This is a genomic window from Phycisphaerae bacterium (genome assembly GCA_012729815.1).
GTDB lineage: Bacteria > Planctomycetota > Phycisphaerae > JAAYCJ01 > JAAYCJ01 > JAAYCJ01.
This window is the reverse complement of sequence record JAAYCJ010000143.1, coordinates 1-14,334: the sequence shown is the minus strand read 5'-3', so window position 1 is coordinate 14,334 and position 14,334 is coordinate 1. Positions and strand designations below refer to the sequence as shown.

At 63.6% G+C, this 14,334-nt stretch carries 15 protein-coding genes; 7 read left to right on the top strand and 8 right to left on the bottom strand.

Features of this window, described 5'->3' with window-relative positions:
- Positions 1-2: 2 nt before the first annotated feature.
- The gene (gene nhaR, locus GXY33_09770; protein NLX05420.1) at positions 3-905 is read right to left on the bottom strand and encodes a transcriptional activator NhaR; all 903 of its coding nucleotides are present in this window, start codon (positions 903-905) and stop codon (positions 3-5) included.
- 118 nt (positions 906-1,023) lie between these two features.
- On the opposite strand from nhaR, the gene GXY33_09765 reads away from it, so the two are divergent.
- Positions 1,024-1,344 (top strand): HPF/RaiA family ribosome-associated protein, encoded by a 321-nt coding sequence (locus GXY33_09765; protein NLX05419.1) that lies wholly within the window; start codon positions 1,024-1,026, stop codon positions 1,342-1,344.
- Between the two features lie 92 nt (positions 1,345-1,436).
- Entirely contained in the window at positions 1,437-1,685 is a 249-nt protein-coding gene (locus tag GXY33_09760) for a helix-turn-helix transcriptional regulator (protein ID NLX05418.1), read from the top strand.
- A 43-nt stretch (positions 1,686-1,728) separates the two neighbouring features.
- Here the strand turns inward: GXY33_09760 and GXY33_09755 are convergent, their stop codons facing one another.
- Genes GXY33_09755 through GXY33_09745 form a run of 3 tightly spaced genes read right to left on the bottom strand, consistent with a single transcriptional unit; the run spans position 1,729 to position 4,285 of the window.
- Complete coding sequence (locus GXY33_09755) at positions 1,729-2,511, bottom strand: ABC transporter permease (GenBank protein NLX05417.1); 783 nt, start codon at positions 2,509-2,511, stop codon at positions 1,729-1,731.
- Between the two features lie 5 nt (positions 2,512-2,516).
- Positions 2,517-3,305: a multidrug ABC transporter permease gene (locus tag GXY33_09750; protein NLX05416.1), complete on the bottom strand. Its 789-nt coding sequence runs from the start codon at positions 3,303-3,305 to the stop codon at positions 2,517-2,519.
- Positions 3,302-4,285 carry an ATP-binding cassette domain-containing protein gene (locus tag GXY33_09745; GenBank protein ID NLX05415.1) on the bottom strand — a complete coding sequence of 328 codons (984 nt, stop codon included), beginning with the start codon at positions 4,283-4,285 and terminating at the stop codon, positions 3,302-3,304. The genes GXY33_09750 and GXY33_09745 overlap by 4 nt, the downstream gene beginning before the upstream one ends.
- 200 nt (positions 4,286-4,485) lie before the next feature.
- On the opposite strand from GXY33_09745, the gene GXY33_09740 reads away from it, so the two are divergent.
- Complete coding sequence (locus GXY33_09740; GenBank protein NLX05414.1) at positions 4,486-5,991, top strand: hypothetical protein; 1,506 nt, start codon at positions 4,486-4,488, stop codon at positions 5,989-5,991.
- 67 nt (positions 5,992-6,058) lie between these two features.
- Here the strand turns inward: GXY33_09740 and GXY33_09735 are convergent, their stop codons facing one another.
- A complete protein-coding gene (locus GXY33_09735) occupies positions 6,059-8,851 on the bottom strand; it encodes a pyruvate, phosphate dikinase (GenBank protein NLX05413.1) in 2,793 nt (930 codons plus the stop codon).
- A 204-nt stretch (positions 8,852-9,055) separates the two neighbouring features.
- Between GXY33_09735 and GXY33_09730 the strand changes: the two genes are divergently transcribed.
- A complete protein-coding gene (locus GXY33_09730) occupies positions 9,056-9,823 on the top strand; it encodes a GntR family transcriptional regulator (GenBank protein ID NLX05412.1) in 768 nt (255 codons plus the stop codon).
- Positions 9,824-9,840: 17 nt separating this feature from the next.
- Here GXY33_09730 and GXY33_09725 read toward each other — a convergent pair whose 3' ends face one another.
- Genes GXY33_09725 through GXY33_09715 form a run of 3 tightly spaced genes read right to left on the bottom strand, consistent with a single transcriptional unit; the run spans position 9,841 to position 11,775 of the window.
- The gene (locus GXY33_09725) at positions 9,841-10,491 is read right to left on the bottom strand and encodes a leucyl/phenylalanyl-tRNA--protein transferase (protein ID NLX05411.1); all 651 of its coding nucleotides are present in this window, start codon (positions 10,489-10,491) and stop codon (positions 9,841-9,843) included.
- A gap of 39 nt (positions 10,492-10,530) precedes the next feature.
- The gene (locus tag GXY33_09720; GenBank protein ID NLX05410.1) at positions 10,531-10,740 is read right to left on the bottom strand and encodes a DUF2905 domain-containing protein; all 210 of its coding nucleotides are present in this window, start codon (positions 10,738-10,740) and stop codon (positions 10,531-10,533) included.
- Between the two features lie 18 nt (positions 10,741-10,758).
- Positions 10,759-11,775 carry a hypothetical protein gene (locus tag GXY33_09715; GenBank protein NLX05409.1) on the bottom strand — a complete coding sequence of 339 codons (1,017 nt, stop codon included), beginning with the start codon at positions 11,773-11,775 and terminating at the stop codon, positions 10,759-10,761.
- 106 nt (positions 11,776-11,881) lie between these two features.
- Here GXY33_09715 and GXY33_09710 point away from each other — a divergent pair, with 106 nt between their 5' ends.
- Genes GXY33_09710 through GXY33_09700 form a run of 3 tightly spaced genes read left to right on the top strand, consistent with a single transcriptional unit; the run spans position 11,882 to position 14,276 of the window.
- Complete coding sequence (locus GXY33_09710; protein ID NLX05408.1) at positions 11,882-12,535, top strand: riboflavin synthase; 654 nt, start codon at positions 11,882-11,884, stop codon at positions 12,533-12,535.
- A gap of 6 nt (positions 12,536-12,541) precedes the next feature.
- The gene (locus tag GXY33_09705; GenBank protein NLX05407.1) at positions 12,542-13,696 is read left to right on the top strand and encodes a Zn-dependent exopeptidase M28; all 1,155 of its coding nucleotides are present in this window, start codon (positions 12,542-12,544) and stop codon (positions 13,694-13,696) included.
- Positions 13,689-14,276 (top strand): isoprenylcysteine carboxylmethyltransferase family protein, encoded by a 588-nt coding sequence (locus tag GXY33_09700; GenBank protein NLX05406.1) that lies wholly within the window; start codon positions 13,689-13,691, stop codon positions 14,274-14,276. The genes GXY33_09705 and GXY33_09700 overlap by 8 nt, the downstream gene beginning before the upstream one ends.
- Positions 14,277-14,334 lie beyond the last annotated feature (58 nt).

Genomic DNA, 14,334 nt, shown 5'->3' with positions numbered 1-14,334 from the left:
GCTCATTCGGAGGAGAGGACGTTGCGGGCGGCTTGGGATACGGCGAGCACGGCGGGATGTCTGAGTTTACGTTCTCCGGAGATGGCGTAGAAGCTCATGGTGACGTTGTCCAGCCGGCCGACGACCTTCAGGTCGTAGAGACGGAGGAGGTCGGGTTCGATAAGGGTGGGGATGGGGAAGACTCCGGCGCCCATGCGTCCGAAGACCTGGAGGAGTCCATCGTCGTCGAACTCACCACGGACGGCGGGGCGGAGTTCCTCGGCTCCGAGAAACTGATCGAGGGCTTTGCGGTGGCTGGTGTTTTCCATGGGCAGGAGCATGGGGGCTGCGTGGAGGGAGCGGGGGAAGTTTCGCCGATATTGTCGTGCGAGGTCCGGGGTGGCGAGAAAGGAGGTTCCGCACTGCCCGAGGAGATGGTTGTATCCGCGGACCTTGACGGTGGGGGTGATGGGGGTGTCGGAGAGGATCATGTCGACCTCGTTGATGGCGAGGTCGGCGAGGAGGTGGTTCATGTTGTCTTCGCGGCAGACGATCTGGACGGGTTCGGGGAGGGCGAGGACGGGAGAGAGGAGCCGGCAGACGATGAGTTTGGGGAGGATGTCGTCGATTCCGACGGTGAATTGCCATGGCCTTTGGGTGGGTCGGGCGTTGACGAAGTCGATGAGTTCCTCGCCGAGGGAGAAGATTTCATCGGCGTACTGGTAGACGGCGCGTCCCATTTCGGTGAGGTGGAGGTTTCGTCCGCGGCGTTCGAAGAGTTTGTGTCCGACGGCCCGTTCGAGTCGTCGGATCTGGGTGGTGATGGTCGGCTGGGCGAGGAGGAGTTTTTCGGCCGCCCGGACGATGGTGCCTTCGCGTGCGACGGTCCAGAAGTACAGCAGGTGGTGGTAGTTGAGCCATTTCATGGCGGTCGATACCTTTCTTTTCTCTATATATTAGCTCCAAAGTATCTATGAGGTCAAATAGATAAGCCTCTCTATAATACAGGTGAAGCGACGGATGTCGCGGAGACGGGAGATATCGATGCGGTTATTCATGCGGGTCAAGGGCGAGGATGACGCGGAGTTTCGGGATCGGGTTCGGGCGCGTCTTCGGTTGTCGCTGAGCCGTTTTGTGCGTCGGGTGGACAAGGTGTCGGTTCGGCTGACGGACGTGAACGGTCCGAAGGGCGGGATGGATCAGGAATGTGTTCTGACGGTGAATTTGGCATCAGGAGAGACTGTGGTCGCCAAGGCCACGGACCGGAGTCGGGACGTGGCGGTGAGCCAGGCGGCTGAACGGGCGTTTCGGCGTCTGCGGACGCTCAAGGGCGCCCGTCTGGCCGCCCGCTATGACGGGCGTTGAGGGTGCGGGAGCCGCGTAGAGGGCGGGAGCTTTCTGCGCGCGGAAGCAGGGGGAGTACGGGCGTAGCCGGATTTGGGAAAGGACGGTGCGGAATGGACATGCCGACGAATAACCTGCGGGAATACCGAGAGCAGATGGGGATAGAGCTGATGGATCTGGCGTCGTTGAGCGACGTGCCGGTTCCGATTGTGCGTGCGGCGGAGGAATTCGGCTATGATCCGGACGCCGAGGAGAAGGGGCGGATCGCCCGGGCGTTGGGTCTGGCGGTGTTGGACATCTGGCCGGATTCGTCGGTTGAGGAGGCGCCGCGGCGACGGCGTTCGCTTGCGCGGAAGGGCTGAGAGGATCGGGCGGTGGTGCGTTGTCGTCGTCGCGGGTGGCGGGTCAGCTTGAGGCGCTGGTGTAGTATCGGAGGGCGAATTTCCAGAAGAGTCGGGCGACGGCGAGCAGGAGGGCGGCGATGGCGGCGGCGAGGAGGTAGGTGGCGAGTGCGGCTTGGCCGAGCATGGCCTGTGCGGGCACGGTGGTGAGGAAGGCGACGGGCAGGACGAAGGTGAAGAAGACGCGGTAGGCGACGGGATAGGCGACGATGGGAAAGCGGCCGGCGTCGACGAGGCTTCGGAGGACCTGGGTGACGTTGTAGATTTTGACGAACCAGATGCTGGTGGCGGCGAGGATGAACCAGAGGGAGTAGAGGATGGTCACGGCCATGGCCAGGGGCAGGAGGCCGGCCAGGTAGTTGACGGCTGAGAGGTTTTCGATGGAGCCGGCGTAGAGGATGAGGGCGGTTCCGACGGCCACGTCGGTGAGGCCCCACGGGGAGAAGTTGCGCCAGGAGAGCCAGAACTGGCTGTCGAGGGGTTTGAGGAGGACAAAGTCGAGGGTGCCTTCCTGGACGTGTTCGACGATCTGGTTGAGGTTGGGGGAGAGGTAGGTGGAGGCGAAGCCGTCGAGGATGGTGAAGACGCCGAGGACGATGAGGGCCTGGGACCAGGTCCATCCGCCGAGCTGGTGTCCGACGCGGTAGAAGAGGAAGAGGGCGAAGATGCTGCCGGTCATTCCGCCGATGGAGGTGACGGCGGCGAGGAGGAAGTTGATGCGGTATTCCATTTCGGCGGCGAGGGCGGTGGACCAGAAGAGGCGGAGCACTTTGAGGTATCGTCGGATCACGGTCAGGCTCCCATGGCGGAGTAGCGTTTGAGGCCCTTTCGCCAGGCCCATCGGTTAAGGAGGATGAACACAGCGGTCCAGACGAAGGTAACGGCGAAGCCTCGGAGGACGTGGGTTTCCTGGCCGAGGAGGAGGCGGGCTGGGAAGTAGACCATGTAGGGGAAGGGGGTGAAGATGGTGATCTGGCGGACGATGTCGGGGAAGACCTCGAGCGGAGCGACGTAGCCGGAGAGGAAGAGGAAGAAGAGGAAGAACAGGTCTTCGGTGGCGTGGGCGCGTTCGGTCCAGAAGGCGAGCATGGCGAAGGTGTACTGGATGGCGAAGCGGAGGGCGAAGGCGGCGACGATGGCGGCAAGGCCCAGGGCGATGGCGGAGGATTTGGGGGTCCAGAGGGCCTGAGGGTAGAGCAGGAAGAAGAGGGCGACGATGACGATCAGGAAGGGCAGTCGGGCGAGGCGCTCACCGCCGTGGCGGGCGAGGTATCGCCAGATGGGATCGAGCGGCTGGAGGAGCCAGGGCGAGAGTCGGCCCTGGACGACCTCGTATTCGAACTCCCAGATGACCCAGACGCCGGTGAACTGGCGGACGACGAAGACGGCGAGGAAGTATTGGGCGAACTGGATGGAGGAGAGGGGGAATTGGCCCTGTTCGCCGGCCTGCATCCAGACGCCCATGAGGATGAAGGGGAGGATTCCGGTGAGGGCCCAGAGGAAGATTTCGGCGCGGTATTCGAGCATGTAGGCGTAGTGGACGGCCAGGAGCGTGCGCCATTTTCGGAGGGCGGCCCTCATGCGACGATGCCCTCCTTGAAGAGGCGGCCGATGATGTCGTCGATGGGCGGATCGGTAACGGTCAGGTCGCAGACCTTCTGTTCGTTCAGGAGGCGGGAGACGACGGCGGTGAGTTCGTCGCGTCGGACGATGATCTGGGCCATGCGGTCCTGGACGCTGCGGACCTCGCCGTAACGTTGGAGTAGGTCGTGGGGGATTGGCGCGTCGAGTTCGATTTTGATTTCGCGGTAGGGGGCGAAGCGGTCGATGATGCCGGCGATGGAGCCGTCGTAGATGAGCTGGCCGCGGTGGATGAGGAGGACGCGCGGGCAGAGGGCGGTGATGTCGGCCATGTAGTGGCTGGTGAGCAGGACGGTGGCGTGGTGTCGTCGGTTGTATTCGCGGAGGAAATTGCGGACGGCGGCTTGGGCGTTGACGTCGAGGCCGAGGGTGGGTTCGTCGAGGAAGAGGACGCTTGGCCGGTGGAGGAGGGCGGCGAGGAGTTCGGCTTTCATGCGTTCGCCGAGTGAGAGTTTTCGGACGGGCTGGGTGAGCTGGGCGTTGAGGTCGAGCATTTCGGAGAGTTCGGCGAGTCGGCTGCGGAAGTCGGGTTCGGGGATTTCGTAGACGGCGGCGTTGATTTTGAGGGAGTCGAGGGCGGGCAGGTCCCAGATGAGCTGTTGTTTCTGGCCCATGACGAGGGTGATGCGGTTGAGGAATTCGGGACGTCGTCGGAAGGGGACGTGTCCGGCGACTTCGACGGAGCCGGCGGTGGGGTGTATGAGGCCGGTGAGCATTTTGAGGGTGGTGGTTTTTCCGGCGCCGTTTGGTCCGAGGAATCCGACGAACTCGCCGGGTTCGATGGTGAAGGAGACTTCCTTGACGGCTTCGACGGTGCGGTACTGGCGGCGGAGGAAGTGGCGCAGGGTGGGAAGGAGGCCGGCCTCCTTGGCCGGCACCCGGAACGACTTGGTCAGTTGGTCGACCCGCACGACGGTCATCGCCGCATTATAGCAGGCCGCCTTGATTCTGACAGTGGCCGCTCCGAATGGAGACGGGCAAAATTAAACTTTCAAGACCTGACCCCATGGGGTCAGGTCTTGAAAGTTTAATTTTCGGGATGTGGATGGTGGGGGTGGGATGGTCGATAAAGGGGATAGGGTGCGGTCTGTGGATGGGTGATGGGTGGTATGGAGATGTGATGCAGGACGGATCGGCGGTGCAGGTTGATACGGTGGAGGCTGGGACGGCGGCTGAGTTGGGCCGGCTGGCGGACGAGGGCGGCGCGGCGGCGCTGCCGACGGCGGCGGTGGTGCTGCTGGCGTTGGCGATCGGGTTCATGCCGATTCCGTACGATCCGGATTTGTGGTTTCATCTGGCGGATGGTCGATGGATCGTTCGGCAGTGGGATGTGCCGCAGGTGGATGTGTTCAGTTTTACCCGCAGCGGGAAGTTGTGGGTTCCGCATTCGTGGCTTTTCGATGTTGGGGTGTATCTGAGCTGGTCGAGGCTTGGTCCGCGGGCGGCTGAGGGGTTGATGGCGGTGGTGTTCGCGGGTGCGATGGTGTTGGCGTACCGGCTTATGGTGCGGCGCGGGGTGATGGCGGTGTACGCGGCGGGTGTGGTTTTGGGATTGGCGATCGCGGCGGGCAATACGCGCGGGCTGCGGCCGCAGGTGTGGTCGTTGTTTCTGGCGATGGTGGTAATCGATCTTCTGGTTCGCCATCGGGATCGGCCGGGTTGGCGGCTGGTGGGGTGGACGGCTGGGGTCTTTCTGTTGTGGGCGCAGGTGCATAGCGCCTGCGTGATGGGTTTGGGCGTGATGGGATTGTGGCTGGCGGGTCGCGTGGTGGAGCGGGTTTGGGGCGGGAATGCGACCTGTCGCGAGGCGGCGGTGCTGGCGGTATCGGTGGCGGCGGCGCTGGCGGCGATTCTGGTGACGCCGCACGCGATGGATCACGTGGACTACGTGCGGATGACGATGGGTCTGGAGGAGTTGAAGCTGACGGAGGAGTGGCGGGTTCCGGCGATCTGGCCGGTCCAGGCGCCGGATATCTACATGTACCTGCTGGCGGCGGCGGTGGCATGGGCGGTGGTGCGTCGATGGCGGCGGATCGGTTGGGCGGAGCTGACGTTGTGCGGCGGGTTGTTGGTTTTGGGGTTCAGCGGGGTTCGGCACATTCCGCTGGCGTGCATGGGTTCGGCGCCGCTTTTTGCGGCGGCGCTGGGCCGGGAAGCGGTGGATGCAGGCAAAGCGGAGACGTTGACGGTGCGGTTCGCGGTGACGGTCGGCGTGCTGGCGGCGGTGGTGCTGGCGTTGTTGTGGCGGTATCCGACGGATGTATGGACGCGGTATGCGTCGAGGGAGCCGATTCGGGGGGTGGCGGCGCTGTTGGAGCTGGATCGGCCGGTGCGGCTTTTTACGACGATGAACACGGGCAGCTACGTGACGTTCGCGGCGGATGGGAGGTTGGCGGTGTTCGCGGACAGCCGCTGCGACGTGTACGGCGATGAGATTTTGCGGGCGGCGCGGTTGGCGATGGGCGGTCGCGAGTGGGAGGGGACGTTTGCGCGGTGGGGGATTGACGCGGCGGTGGTGGATGCGTGGTGTCCGCTGGCGCGGATATTGGAGGCCGATGGCGGCTGGCGGGTGCTGGCGAAGGAGCCGGGGGCGGTGACGTTCGTGAGGGCGGGGCGGGCGGAGTAAAAAGGAAATCGACCGGCGGTTGGTGTTCCGCCGGTCGATTTGGTTTTGTGCCTATCGGCTTGCCGCCTTAGCGTCGGGCCTTGGCCTTCTTGGCCTTGGTCGCCTTGGGCTTGGCGGGCTTCTGACCGGCGGCCTTTTCCTTGGCCACGGCGCGAGCGGCGGCGTGGCGGGCGATCGGGACGCGGAACGGCGAGCAGGATACGTAGTTCATGCCGACCTTATGGCAGAACTCGACGCTGTCGGGGTCGCCGCCGTGTTCGCCGCAGATACCGACCTTGAGGTTGGGCCGGGCATTGCGGCCGCGTTCGATGCCGATCTGGATGAGTTCGCCGACGCCCTGCTGATCGACGGTCTGGAAGGGGTCATCGGGCAGGATCTTGTCTTCGAGGTAATCGGGCAGGAAGCCGCCGATGTCGTCGCGGGAGAAGCCGAAGCTCATCTGCGTGAGGTCATTGGTGCCGAAGCTGAAGAACTCAGCGGTTTCGGCGATCTTGCCGGCGGTGAGTGCCGCTCGGGGGATCTCGATCATGGTGCCGACCATGTGGGCGACCTTCCTGACGCCGATTTTGGCGCAGACTTCCTTATGGACGCGATCGACGATGTCCTTCTGGGTGGTCAGCTCGTTGGCCTCGGCGACGACCGGGACCATGATTTCGGGCATGACCTTCTTGCCGGCCTTGGTCAGTTCGGCGGCGGCTTCGAGGATGGCCCGGACCTGCATCTCGGTGACTTCGGGATAGGTGACGCCGAGACGGACGCCGCGGTGACCCATCATGGGGTTGTTCTCGTGGAGACCGTCGATCCGCTTCTGAAGCTCATTGAGGTCGATCTTGAGTGCGTCGGCGAGTTCGCGCTGGCGCTCCTTGGAGTGCGGGACGAACTCGTGAAGCGGCGGGTCGAGGAGGCGGATGGTGACGGGCTTGCCGGCCATGGCCTCGAGGGTGGCCTTGATGTCCTTCTTGACGAACGGGAAGAGTTCGTCGAGGGCGGCGCGGCGTTCATCGACGGTGCTCGACATGATCATCTTGCGGAGCTTGAAGAGCGGTTCGTCGCTGCCTTCGCCGTAGAACATGTGTTCGGTGCGGAAGAGGCCGATGCCCTCGGCCCCGAAGGAGAGGGCCTTGCGGGCGTCATCCGGGGTGTCGGCATTGGTGCGGACGCCGAGGGTGCGGACCTGGTCGCAGATGGTCATGAAGGCGTTGAAGAAGGGGTTTTCCTCAGCGGCTTTGACCATGGGCATTTCGCCCTGGTAGATCGCGCCCTTTGATCCGTTGAGGCTGATGGTATCGCCTTCGCGGATGACGACGTCGGAACCTTCGACCCGCATGGTCTTGGCGTGGGCGTCGATTTCGATCTTGCCGGCGCCGACGATGCAGCACTTGCCCCAACCGCGGGCGACGAGGGCGGCGTGGCTGGTCATGCCACCGCGAGCGGTGAGGATGCCCCTGGCGGCGCGCATGCCTTCGACGTCTTCGGGGTTGGTTTCTTCACGGACGAGGATGACGTTCTTGCCCTTCTTGGCCCAGGCGACGGCGTCGTCGGCGGTGAAGACGACCTGTCCGGTGGCTCCGCCGGGCCCGGCGGGCAGTCCGGTGGCGAGCCTATCGGCTTTGAGTTCGGCCTTGGGGTCGAGGATCGGGTGGAGGAGCTCATCGAGCTGGGAGGGCGTGACACGCAGGACGGCGGTCTCGCGGTCGATCAGCTTCTGCTTGAGCATTTCGACGGCCATGCGGACGGCGGCGGGGCCGTTTCGCTTGCCGACGCGGCACTGGAGCATCCAGAGGCGGTCCTGCTGGATGGTGAACTCGATGTCGAGCATGTCGCGGTAGTGTTTTTCGAGTTTTTTCTGGATGCCGTCGAGTTCCTTGTAGGCCTTGGGCATCGTTTTTTCGAGGGACGGGAGGCTGCGGGTTTCATCGGTCTTGCCGGCCTCGTTGATGGGCAGCGGGGTGCGGATGCCGGCGACGACGTCCTCGCCCTGGGCATTGGGGAGCCATTCGCCGTAGAAGACGTTCTCGCCGGTGGCGGGGTTTCGGGTGAAACCGACGCCGGTGCCGCTGTCGTCGCCCATGTTCCCGAAGACCATGGTCTGGACGTTGACGGCGGTGCCCCACTCGTCGGGGATTTTTTCGATGCGGCGGTAGGCGATGGCCCGCTTGCCGTTCCAGCTGAGGAAGACGGCTCGGATGCCGCCCCAGAGCTGTTCCTGGGCATCGTCGGGGAATTCCTTGCCGAGGACTTGCTTGACCTTGGCCTTGTAGATATCGATGAGTTCCTTGAGGTCGTCGGCGGTCAGGTCGACGTCGTTCTTGACGCCTCGTTCGCGTTTCATTTTGTTGAGTTCGCGTTCGAGCTGCTGGCGGATGCCCATGCCTTCCTTGGGCTCGATGCCTTCGGATTTTTCCATGACGACGTCGCTGTACATCTGGATGAGCCGGCGGTGGGCGTCATAGACGAACCGGGGGTTGTTGGTCATCTTGATGAGGCCTTCACGGGTCTTGGTGGTCAGGCCCACGTTGAGGACGGTTTCCATCATGCCGGGCATGGAGCTTCGGGCGCCGGAGCGGACGGAGACGAGGAGGGGTTTGTTCGGGTCGCCGAACTTGAGTTTCATTTCGCGTTCGACCTTGGCCATGGCCTGATCGACCTGCTTGTCGAGTCCCTGTGGGAACTTGTTCTTGCTCTTCATGAAGTGGGTGCAGACGTCGGTGGTGATGGTGAATCCGGGGGGGACGGGGACGCCGAGGTTGGCCATCTCGGCGAGGTTGGCGCCCTTTCCGCCGAGGAGATTCTTCATTTCGGCCTTGCCGTCGCCTTTGCCCGGGCCGAAGAAGTACACCATTTTGTCTTGTTTAGCCATAGTCGATAACCTCCAGTTTCGTATCGCAAAAAGGCTTGTCTACCCATCTATCCGGCAGATGGAGAAATCAAGGAATATAGCGTTGTGGCGGAGGCAAGTCAAAACAAATAAGGGTTGGCCGCGAGCGCGAGCGCGGCGTTTGGCGGCCGGCGGCGGGGGTGTGTCGGGGTGAGCGCGGAGGTCTTTGGCCCCGATGGGGCTTGATTGGCCGCGGTTGACGCGGCGGAGGCGGTTTCTTACCATACGGCCATGGCAAGCCTTTATCAGCGTGTATTTGCGGAAGTTCGGGAGCGGATCCGGGACGGCCGGTGGAAGGCGGGCGACCGGATTCCGCCGGAGCCGGAGCTGTGCCGGCAGTTTGAGGTCTCGCGGAGCACGATTCGTCAGGCGGTGGAGATGCTGATTCGGGAGGGTCTGCTGCAGCGGCGGCAGGGGGTTGGGACGTTCGTGCTGGACCGGTCGGGTCCGCGGCGGTCGGTGGGGTTGTCGGATTTCACGGTTCAGGTGCTGCAGGGGCAGTTGCGGATCGAGCGGAAGCTGATCGACAGCCGATTGATGGCGGCGGATGAGGAGGTCGCGGCCAGATTAGGGATCGCGACGGGGTCTCGGGTTCGGGTGGTTCAGCGGCTCGATACGGATTCGGGTCAGCCGCTCTCGACGGACCGGTGCATCATACCATGGCCGCTGGCGGACCGGTTGACGGATTTCGATTTTGCCTCGCCGCTGTTCGTATTGCGGTGGGAGCAGGCGCAGGGGATCAAGGTGGCGGCGATCGAGCAGAGCATTTCGGCGGAGCCGGCGGACGGTCAGGACCGGCATTATCTGACGCCTCCGGATCACGCGTGGGTGTTGGTGCTGACCGAGCGTTTCATGAACGGGAGGGACGAGCCGCTGGGATTGGTGATCACGCGGTATCGCGGGGACGCGTGCCGGTTTACCGCGCGGGTGACGCGTCGGCAGATCGGGCTCTAGTCGCGTGCAGAGGCAATTCAGGCCAAGAGGCCGATATGGGACTGGCCTTCGGGGGCGAAGACGGGTTCGGTCGCGAGGGCCTGTTCCAGGCGTTTGAGGTATTCGCTTCGCGGGATGGTGTAGGCGCCGAATCGGGCGAGGTGGCGGGTGATATACTGGATGTCGAGGAGGGTGAACTGGCGGTGCTGGAGCTGGCGGACGAGGGCGACGAGGGCGATCTTTGAGGCGTCGGTGACCTTGTGGAACATGGATTCGCCGAAGAAGGCGGCGCCGAGGGTGACGCCGTAGAGTCCGCCGGCGAGTTCGCCGTCGCACCAGGCTTCGACGCTGTGGGCGAGTTGGCGGCGGTGGAGATCGGAGTAGGCTTCGACGATGGCGGGGGTGATCCAGGTAGGCTGGCGGTCGGCGCAGCTCTGGATGACCCGGTCGAAGCAGCGGTTGAGGGTGATCTGGAATTTGCCCTGTCGGATGATCTGGCGGAGGGTGCGCGGCACGTGGAAGTCGTCGAGGTCGATGACGGCCCGCGGGTCGGGACTGAACCAGAGGATCTGGTCGCTGCGTTCATCGCCCATGGGAAAGACGCCGTGCCGGTATCCCCACAGGACGGTGTCGGGATCGAGTTGTATTCCGCGGCGGTCGCCGGTCGGGTTGTTATGTTTAGAGGCCATCGGTTGGGCGCGGCACCACAGACATCGGTCAGACGCCGGTCAGTGTCGCAACCGGCTGATTACCCACAGCAGCAACGTCAGGATCACTGAAATCAGAATACTGGTTGTGATGGGAAAAGCAAATTTGAAGTTTTCGCGTTCGATGACGATATCGCCGGGCAGGTGGCCGAGCGAGGTTTTTGAGACGAGCCACAGGACGAGCCCGACGGCTGCGATGAGCAGGCCGACGAGGAGCAGGGTTTTGCCCATCTCGTTCATGGGACGTCGCTATCCGCCGGCGGGGCGGGTGGTGGTGATTCCCTGGGGGCTTCGTGGCGTGCCCTGATCGCCGAGGAGTTCGGCGGCGACTCGGCGCTGCTGGTCGGTCGGGATGGCCAGGAGGCGCTGGCAGAGCTCGTCGAACATGGTCAGGAGGGGCTGATTGAGCTGTTCGACCTGCTGCTGGAGCTTCTGGAGTTGTTCCTTGTCGATCGGCTTGGTCGCGGTGGATCGTTGGAGTTGGGCGAGGGCCTGCTGGGCGTCGGTGAGTTGTCGCTGATGGTCACGGCGATAGGCTTCGGCGCGGGTTTTGATTTCGCTGAGGACGGAGTAGGCCATGGTCCGCTGGCCCTGGTCGAGTTGGAAGGCTTCGACGAACATCTTGACGTAGAGTTCCCAGTAGCTGGTCGAGGTCTGGTCGTAGTCGCCGTCGGGGTTCTGGCGGTTCTGCTGTTGGTTCCGAGGCGGCTGGCCGATCAGTCCGTAGCGGAACTCGCCGGGCTTGTAGTCGCCCCTGGACCACCGGTCGAGTCGCTGGTTGATCTCGGCGATCTGGCTGCGCATCTGGTCGAGGTCCTGCTGGTGGATGCGTTTCTGCTTTTCGTCGAGGATTTCATGGAACTTGAGGTTTTCGGAGAAGATCAGTTCGCCGGCCTCTTTCATGATGGGGGCGAACTGTCGGGCGAAGTCCTGGACTTCGTGGCGGGAGGGGTCTTCGGCGGAGGCCCGCAACTGGAACATTTTGGGCATGAGGACGGCGAGCTGGTCGAAGTGCTTGTTGACGACCTTCCAGGTGTTTTCCTGGAGCATGTCGCGTGCGACGTTGGCCTGGTCGGGGTTCAGGTCATAGCGCCGGGCGACCTGTTTGGCCGTGCCGTCGACGATCCGGTTGATCATCGATTCCTGGAGGAGAGGGAAGCTGGATTTGCTGCTGTTATCGGACTGGGCTGCGGCGTCCGAGGCGGCGGCGAGCACCATCAGGGCGGCGAAGCCAAAAACGCAACATGTCCGGATCGTCTGGTTCATCGGGTACTCCTGGTCTCTCTGCCAAAAATCATAGCGTCCGGGGCCTTCGTTTACTACATTATATCGTAATAGTCGCTGAACGTTGCATTTACGGGAGCCGTCATCGGTGTTTACGGGCATCGTAGAAGCCGTAGGTCAGGTCCGATCGACCGTCGCGAGCGGGATCGGCCGCCACCTCGTTCTGGATATCGGCCAGTTGGCGGAGCGTCCTGAGCTTGGCGGGTCGGTCAGCATCAATGGGGTTTGCCTTACGGTGGTGGAGCTTAAGTGGCCGGAGGCGGCGTTTGATGTTGTGGCCGAGACGGTGGCTCGGAGCAACCTCGGCGAGTTGGGTCCGGGCGGCCGCGTGAACCTGGAGCTGTCGCTTCGGGTTTCGGATCGGATTGAGGGTCATTTCGTGCTGGGCCATGTCGATACCACCTGTCGGATCGGGCGGGTTCAGGACGAGCCGCCGGGTCGGCGGCTGTTTTTTGAGCCGTCCGACCTGGAGTATCTACGGTACGTGGTGCCGAAAGGTTCGGTTGCCTTGGACGGTATAAGTCTGACTGTAGCGGATCGGAGCGATCGGGGTTTTTCGGTGGCGATCATTCCGGAGACGCTGCGGCGGACGACGCTGGTGGACAAGGGGGTGGGTGCGGTGGTGAACCTTGAGACGGATGTGCTGGTCAAGGCGGTGGTTCAGCGGCTTGAGGGTTCGGCGGGCGATCGTGACGGGCGGTTGATCGAGACGCTTCGACGGAGCGGTTTTGAAGTGGGGTGAGGCGTGATGGCGGTAGACCGGGGGTTGATTGAGCGGTTGTTTGGGCAGATCATCGCGTGCGGCCCGCGGGCGGTGGGATCGGTGGGCGAGGGTCGGGCGGCGCAGGTGATTGAGGGGTGGTTCGCGGAGGATGGGCTGCATCCGTTCCGGCAGGAGTTCACGATTTCGCGTTGGCCGCTGGTGGCGGCGAGTCGGATTGTGCCGACGGTGGCGGCGGCGGGTCTGGTGTTGGCGGCGCTGGTGTATCCGACGGCGGGGTGGGCGACGGGGTTGATCGCGGTGGGGCTGGTGGTATCGCTTGTGGCGGTGCAGCGGTGGCATCATTTTGGGGAGCGGCTTTTCGATTACGGTCGGCAGGTTCCGTGCGCGAACGTGATCGGGCGGTCGAAGGGGGCGGAGGGTGCGGCGGCGCTGGTGGTGATGGCCCACTATGACACGAAGTCGCAGGTGCTGCCGATCTTGTTGCGGGTGGTGGGGATCGGGATGGCGGCGTTGTCGGCGGCGGGATTGGTGGTATTGTCGGTGCTGGCGGTGGCGGGATTGGCGGTGGATCCGGTTTTTGTGTGGTTTGTGGCGGGAGTCGGGGTGGTCGGGTTGTTGGGGCAAATCCTGAATTTGTCGGGCAATGAGTCGGTGGGAGCGATGGACAATGCATCGGGTCTGGCGGTGATCGGGGCGTTGGCGCGGGAGTTGCCGTCGCGGTTGGATGGCCGGGTTGATTTGTGGGTGGTGGCGACCGGTGCGGAGGAGTTGGGATTGGGCGGGGCGTTGCGGTTTGCCCAGCGGTACGGGAAGGAGTTGGATCGGGGCAGGACGGTGTGTGTGAATTTCGATACGGTCGGGACAGGCGGGGTGGTGTACATGATCGGATCGCGGCGGGAGGGGGATTTCGGCGAGGTGTTGCGGCGGCGGCTGGAGGATCGCGGGTTTTCGGTTCGTCGGGCGAAAGGGGTGATCGGAGTGGGCGTGGATCACATGCGTCTGTCGGCGGCGGGGTTTGCGGCTTGGAGTTTGACGCAGGGGCCGCTTCGGTTGACGGCGCGGATTCATACGCCGGCGGATCGGGCGGAGTTGGTGCGCAGCGATGATCTGTCGCGGATGGTCGATGCGGTGGTTGAGGCGGCGGGCGAGTTGGCTGAGGGGAAGGTGATTTGTGAGTGAGTGGCCGTGGCAGACGGTTGTGTTTGTGGCTGTGCAGTTGGCTCATGGTGCGGTGTTGCGGTTGGCGACGCGCGGGCGCGGCGCAGCGTCGGTGCGAAGAGGGTATGTGACCACGGTGATCTGGGCGGTGACGTTTTTTGTGCCGCTATTGGCGGCGTTGTGGCGGCTGGACTGGCGGACGGAGGGCGTGCGGCTGGCATTGTACGTTCCGGCGATGGCGGTGATTGCTGTGGGCGTGGCGCTGCGGATTTGGGGGTTGGCTCACCTGCGGCGTTTTTTTTCGGAGTTGATTGTGATTCGTCAGGATCACAGGTTGATTACCAGCGGGCCGTACCGGCTGCTGCGCCATCCGCTTCACGTGGGTTTGTTGTTGCAGATCGTGGGTTTCGCTGTGATTGCGAATTCCTGGTGGGTCTGGGTTTTGGCGGGGTTGGCGGTGGTCAGTGCGTTTCCACGCGAGCGGTCGGAGGAGCGGGCGTTGGCTGAGCGGTTCGGCGAGGAGTATCGCGACTGGCATCGGCGGACGTATGGGTTGACGGATGTATTGCCGGGAGGCGGTGGAAGAAAGGTCGGACGGTAGACACGCGATCTCAGAGGCGTTTGCGTAAGGCCTGTAGATCGGCGAGATCCTGCGGACG

Coding starts and splice junctions, on each gene's coding strand:
- GXY33_09740 (NLX05414.1), top strand. CDS start 4,486: ATGCAGGACGGATCGGCGGTGCAGGTTGATACGGTGGAGGCTGGGACG.
- GXY33_09735 (NLX05413.1), bottom strand. CDS start 8,851: ATGGCTAAACAAGACAAAATGGTGTACTTCTTCGGCCCGGGCAAAGGC.
- GXY33_09750 (NLX05416.1), bottom strand. CDS start 3,305: ATGAGGGCCGCCCTCCGAAAATGGCGCACGCTCCTGGCCGTCCACTAC.
- GXY33_09760 (NLX05418.1), top strand. CDS start 1,437: ATGGACATGCCGACGAATAACCTGCGGGAATACCGAGAGCAGATGGGG.
- GXY33_09715 (NLX05409.1), bottom strand. CDS start 11,775: ATGAACCAGACGATCCGGACATGTTGCGTTTTTGGCTTCGCCGCCCTG.
- nhaR (NLX05420.1), bottom strand. CDS start 905: ATGAAATGGCTCAACTACCACCACCTGCTGTACTTCTGGACCGTCGCA.
- GXY33_09720 (NLX05410.1), bottom strand. CDS start 10,740: ATGGGCAAAACCCTGCTCCTCGTCGGCCTGCTCATCGCAGCCGTCGGG.
- GXY33_09705 (NLX05407.1), top strand. CDS start 12,542: ATGGCGGTAGACCGGGGGTTGATTGAGCGGTTGTTTGGGCAGATCATC.
- GXY33_09765 (NLX05419.1), top strand. CDS start 1,024: ATGCGGTTATTCATGCGGGTCAAGGGCGAGGATGACGCGGAGTTTCGG.
- GXY33_09725 (NLX05411.1), bottom strand. CDS start 10,491: ATGGCCTCTAAACATAACAACCCGACCGGCGACCGCCGCGGAATACAA.
- GXY33_09745 (NLX05415.1), bottom strand. CDS start 4,285: ATGACCGTCGTGCGGGTCGACCAACTGACCAAGTCGTTCCGGGTGCCG.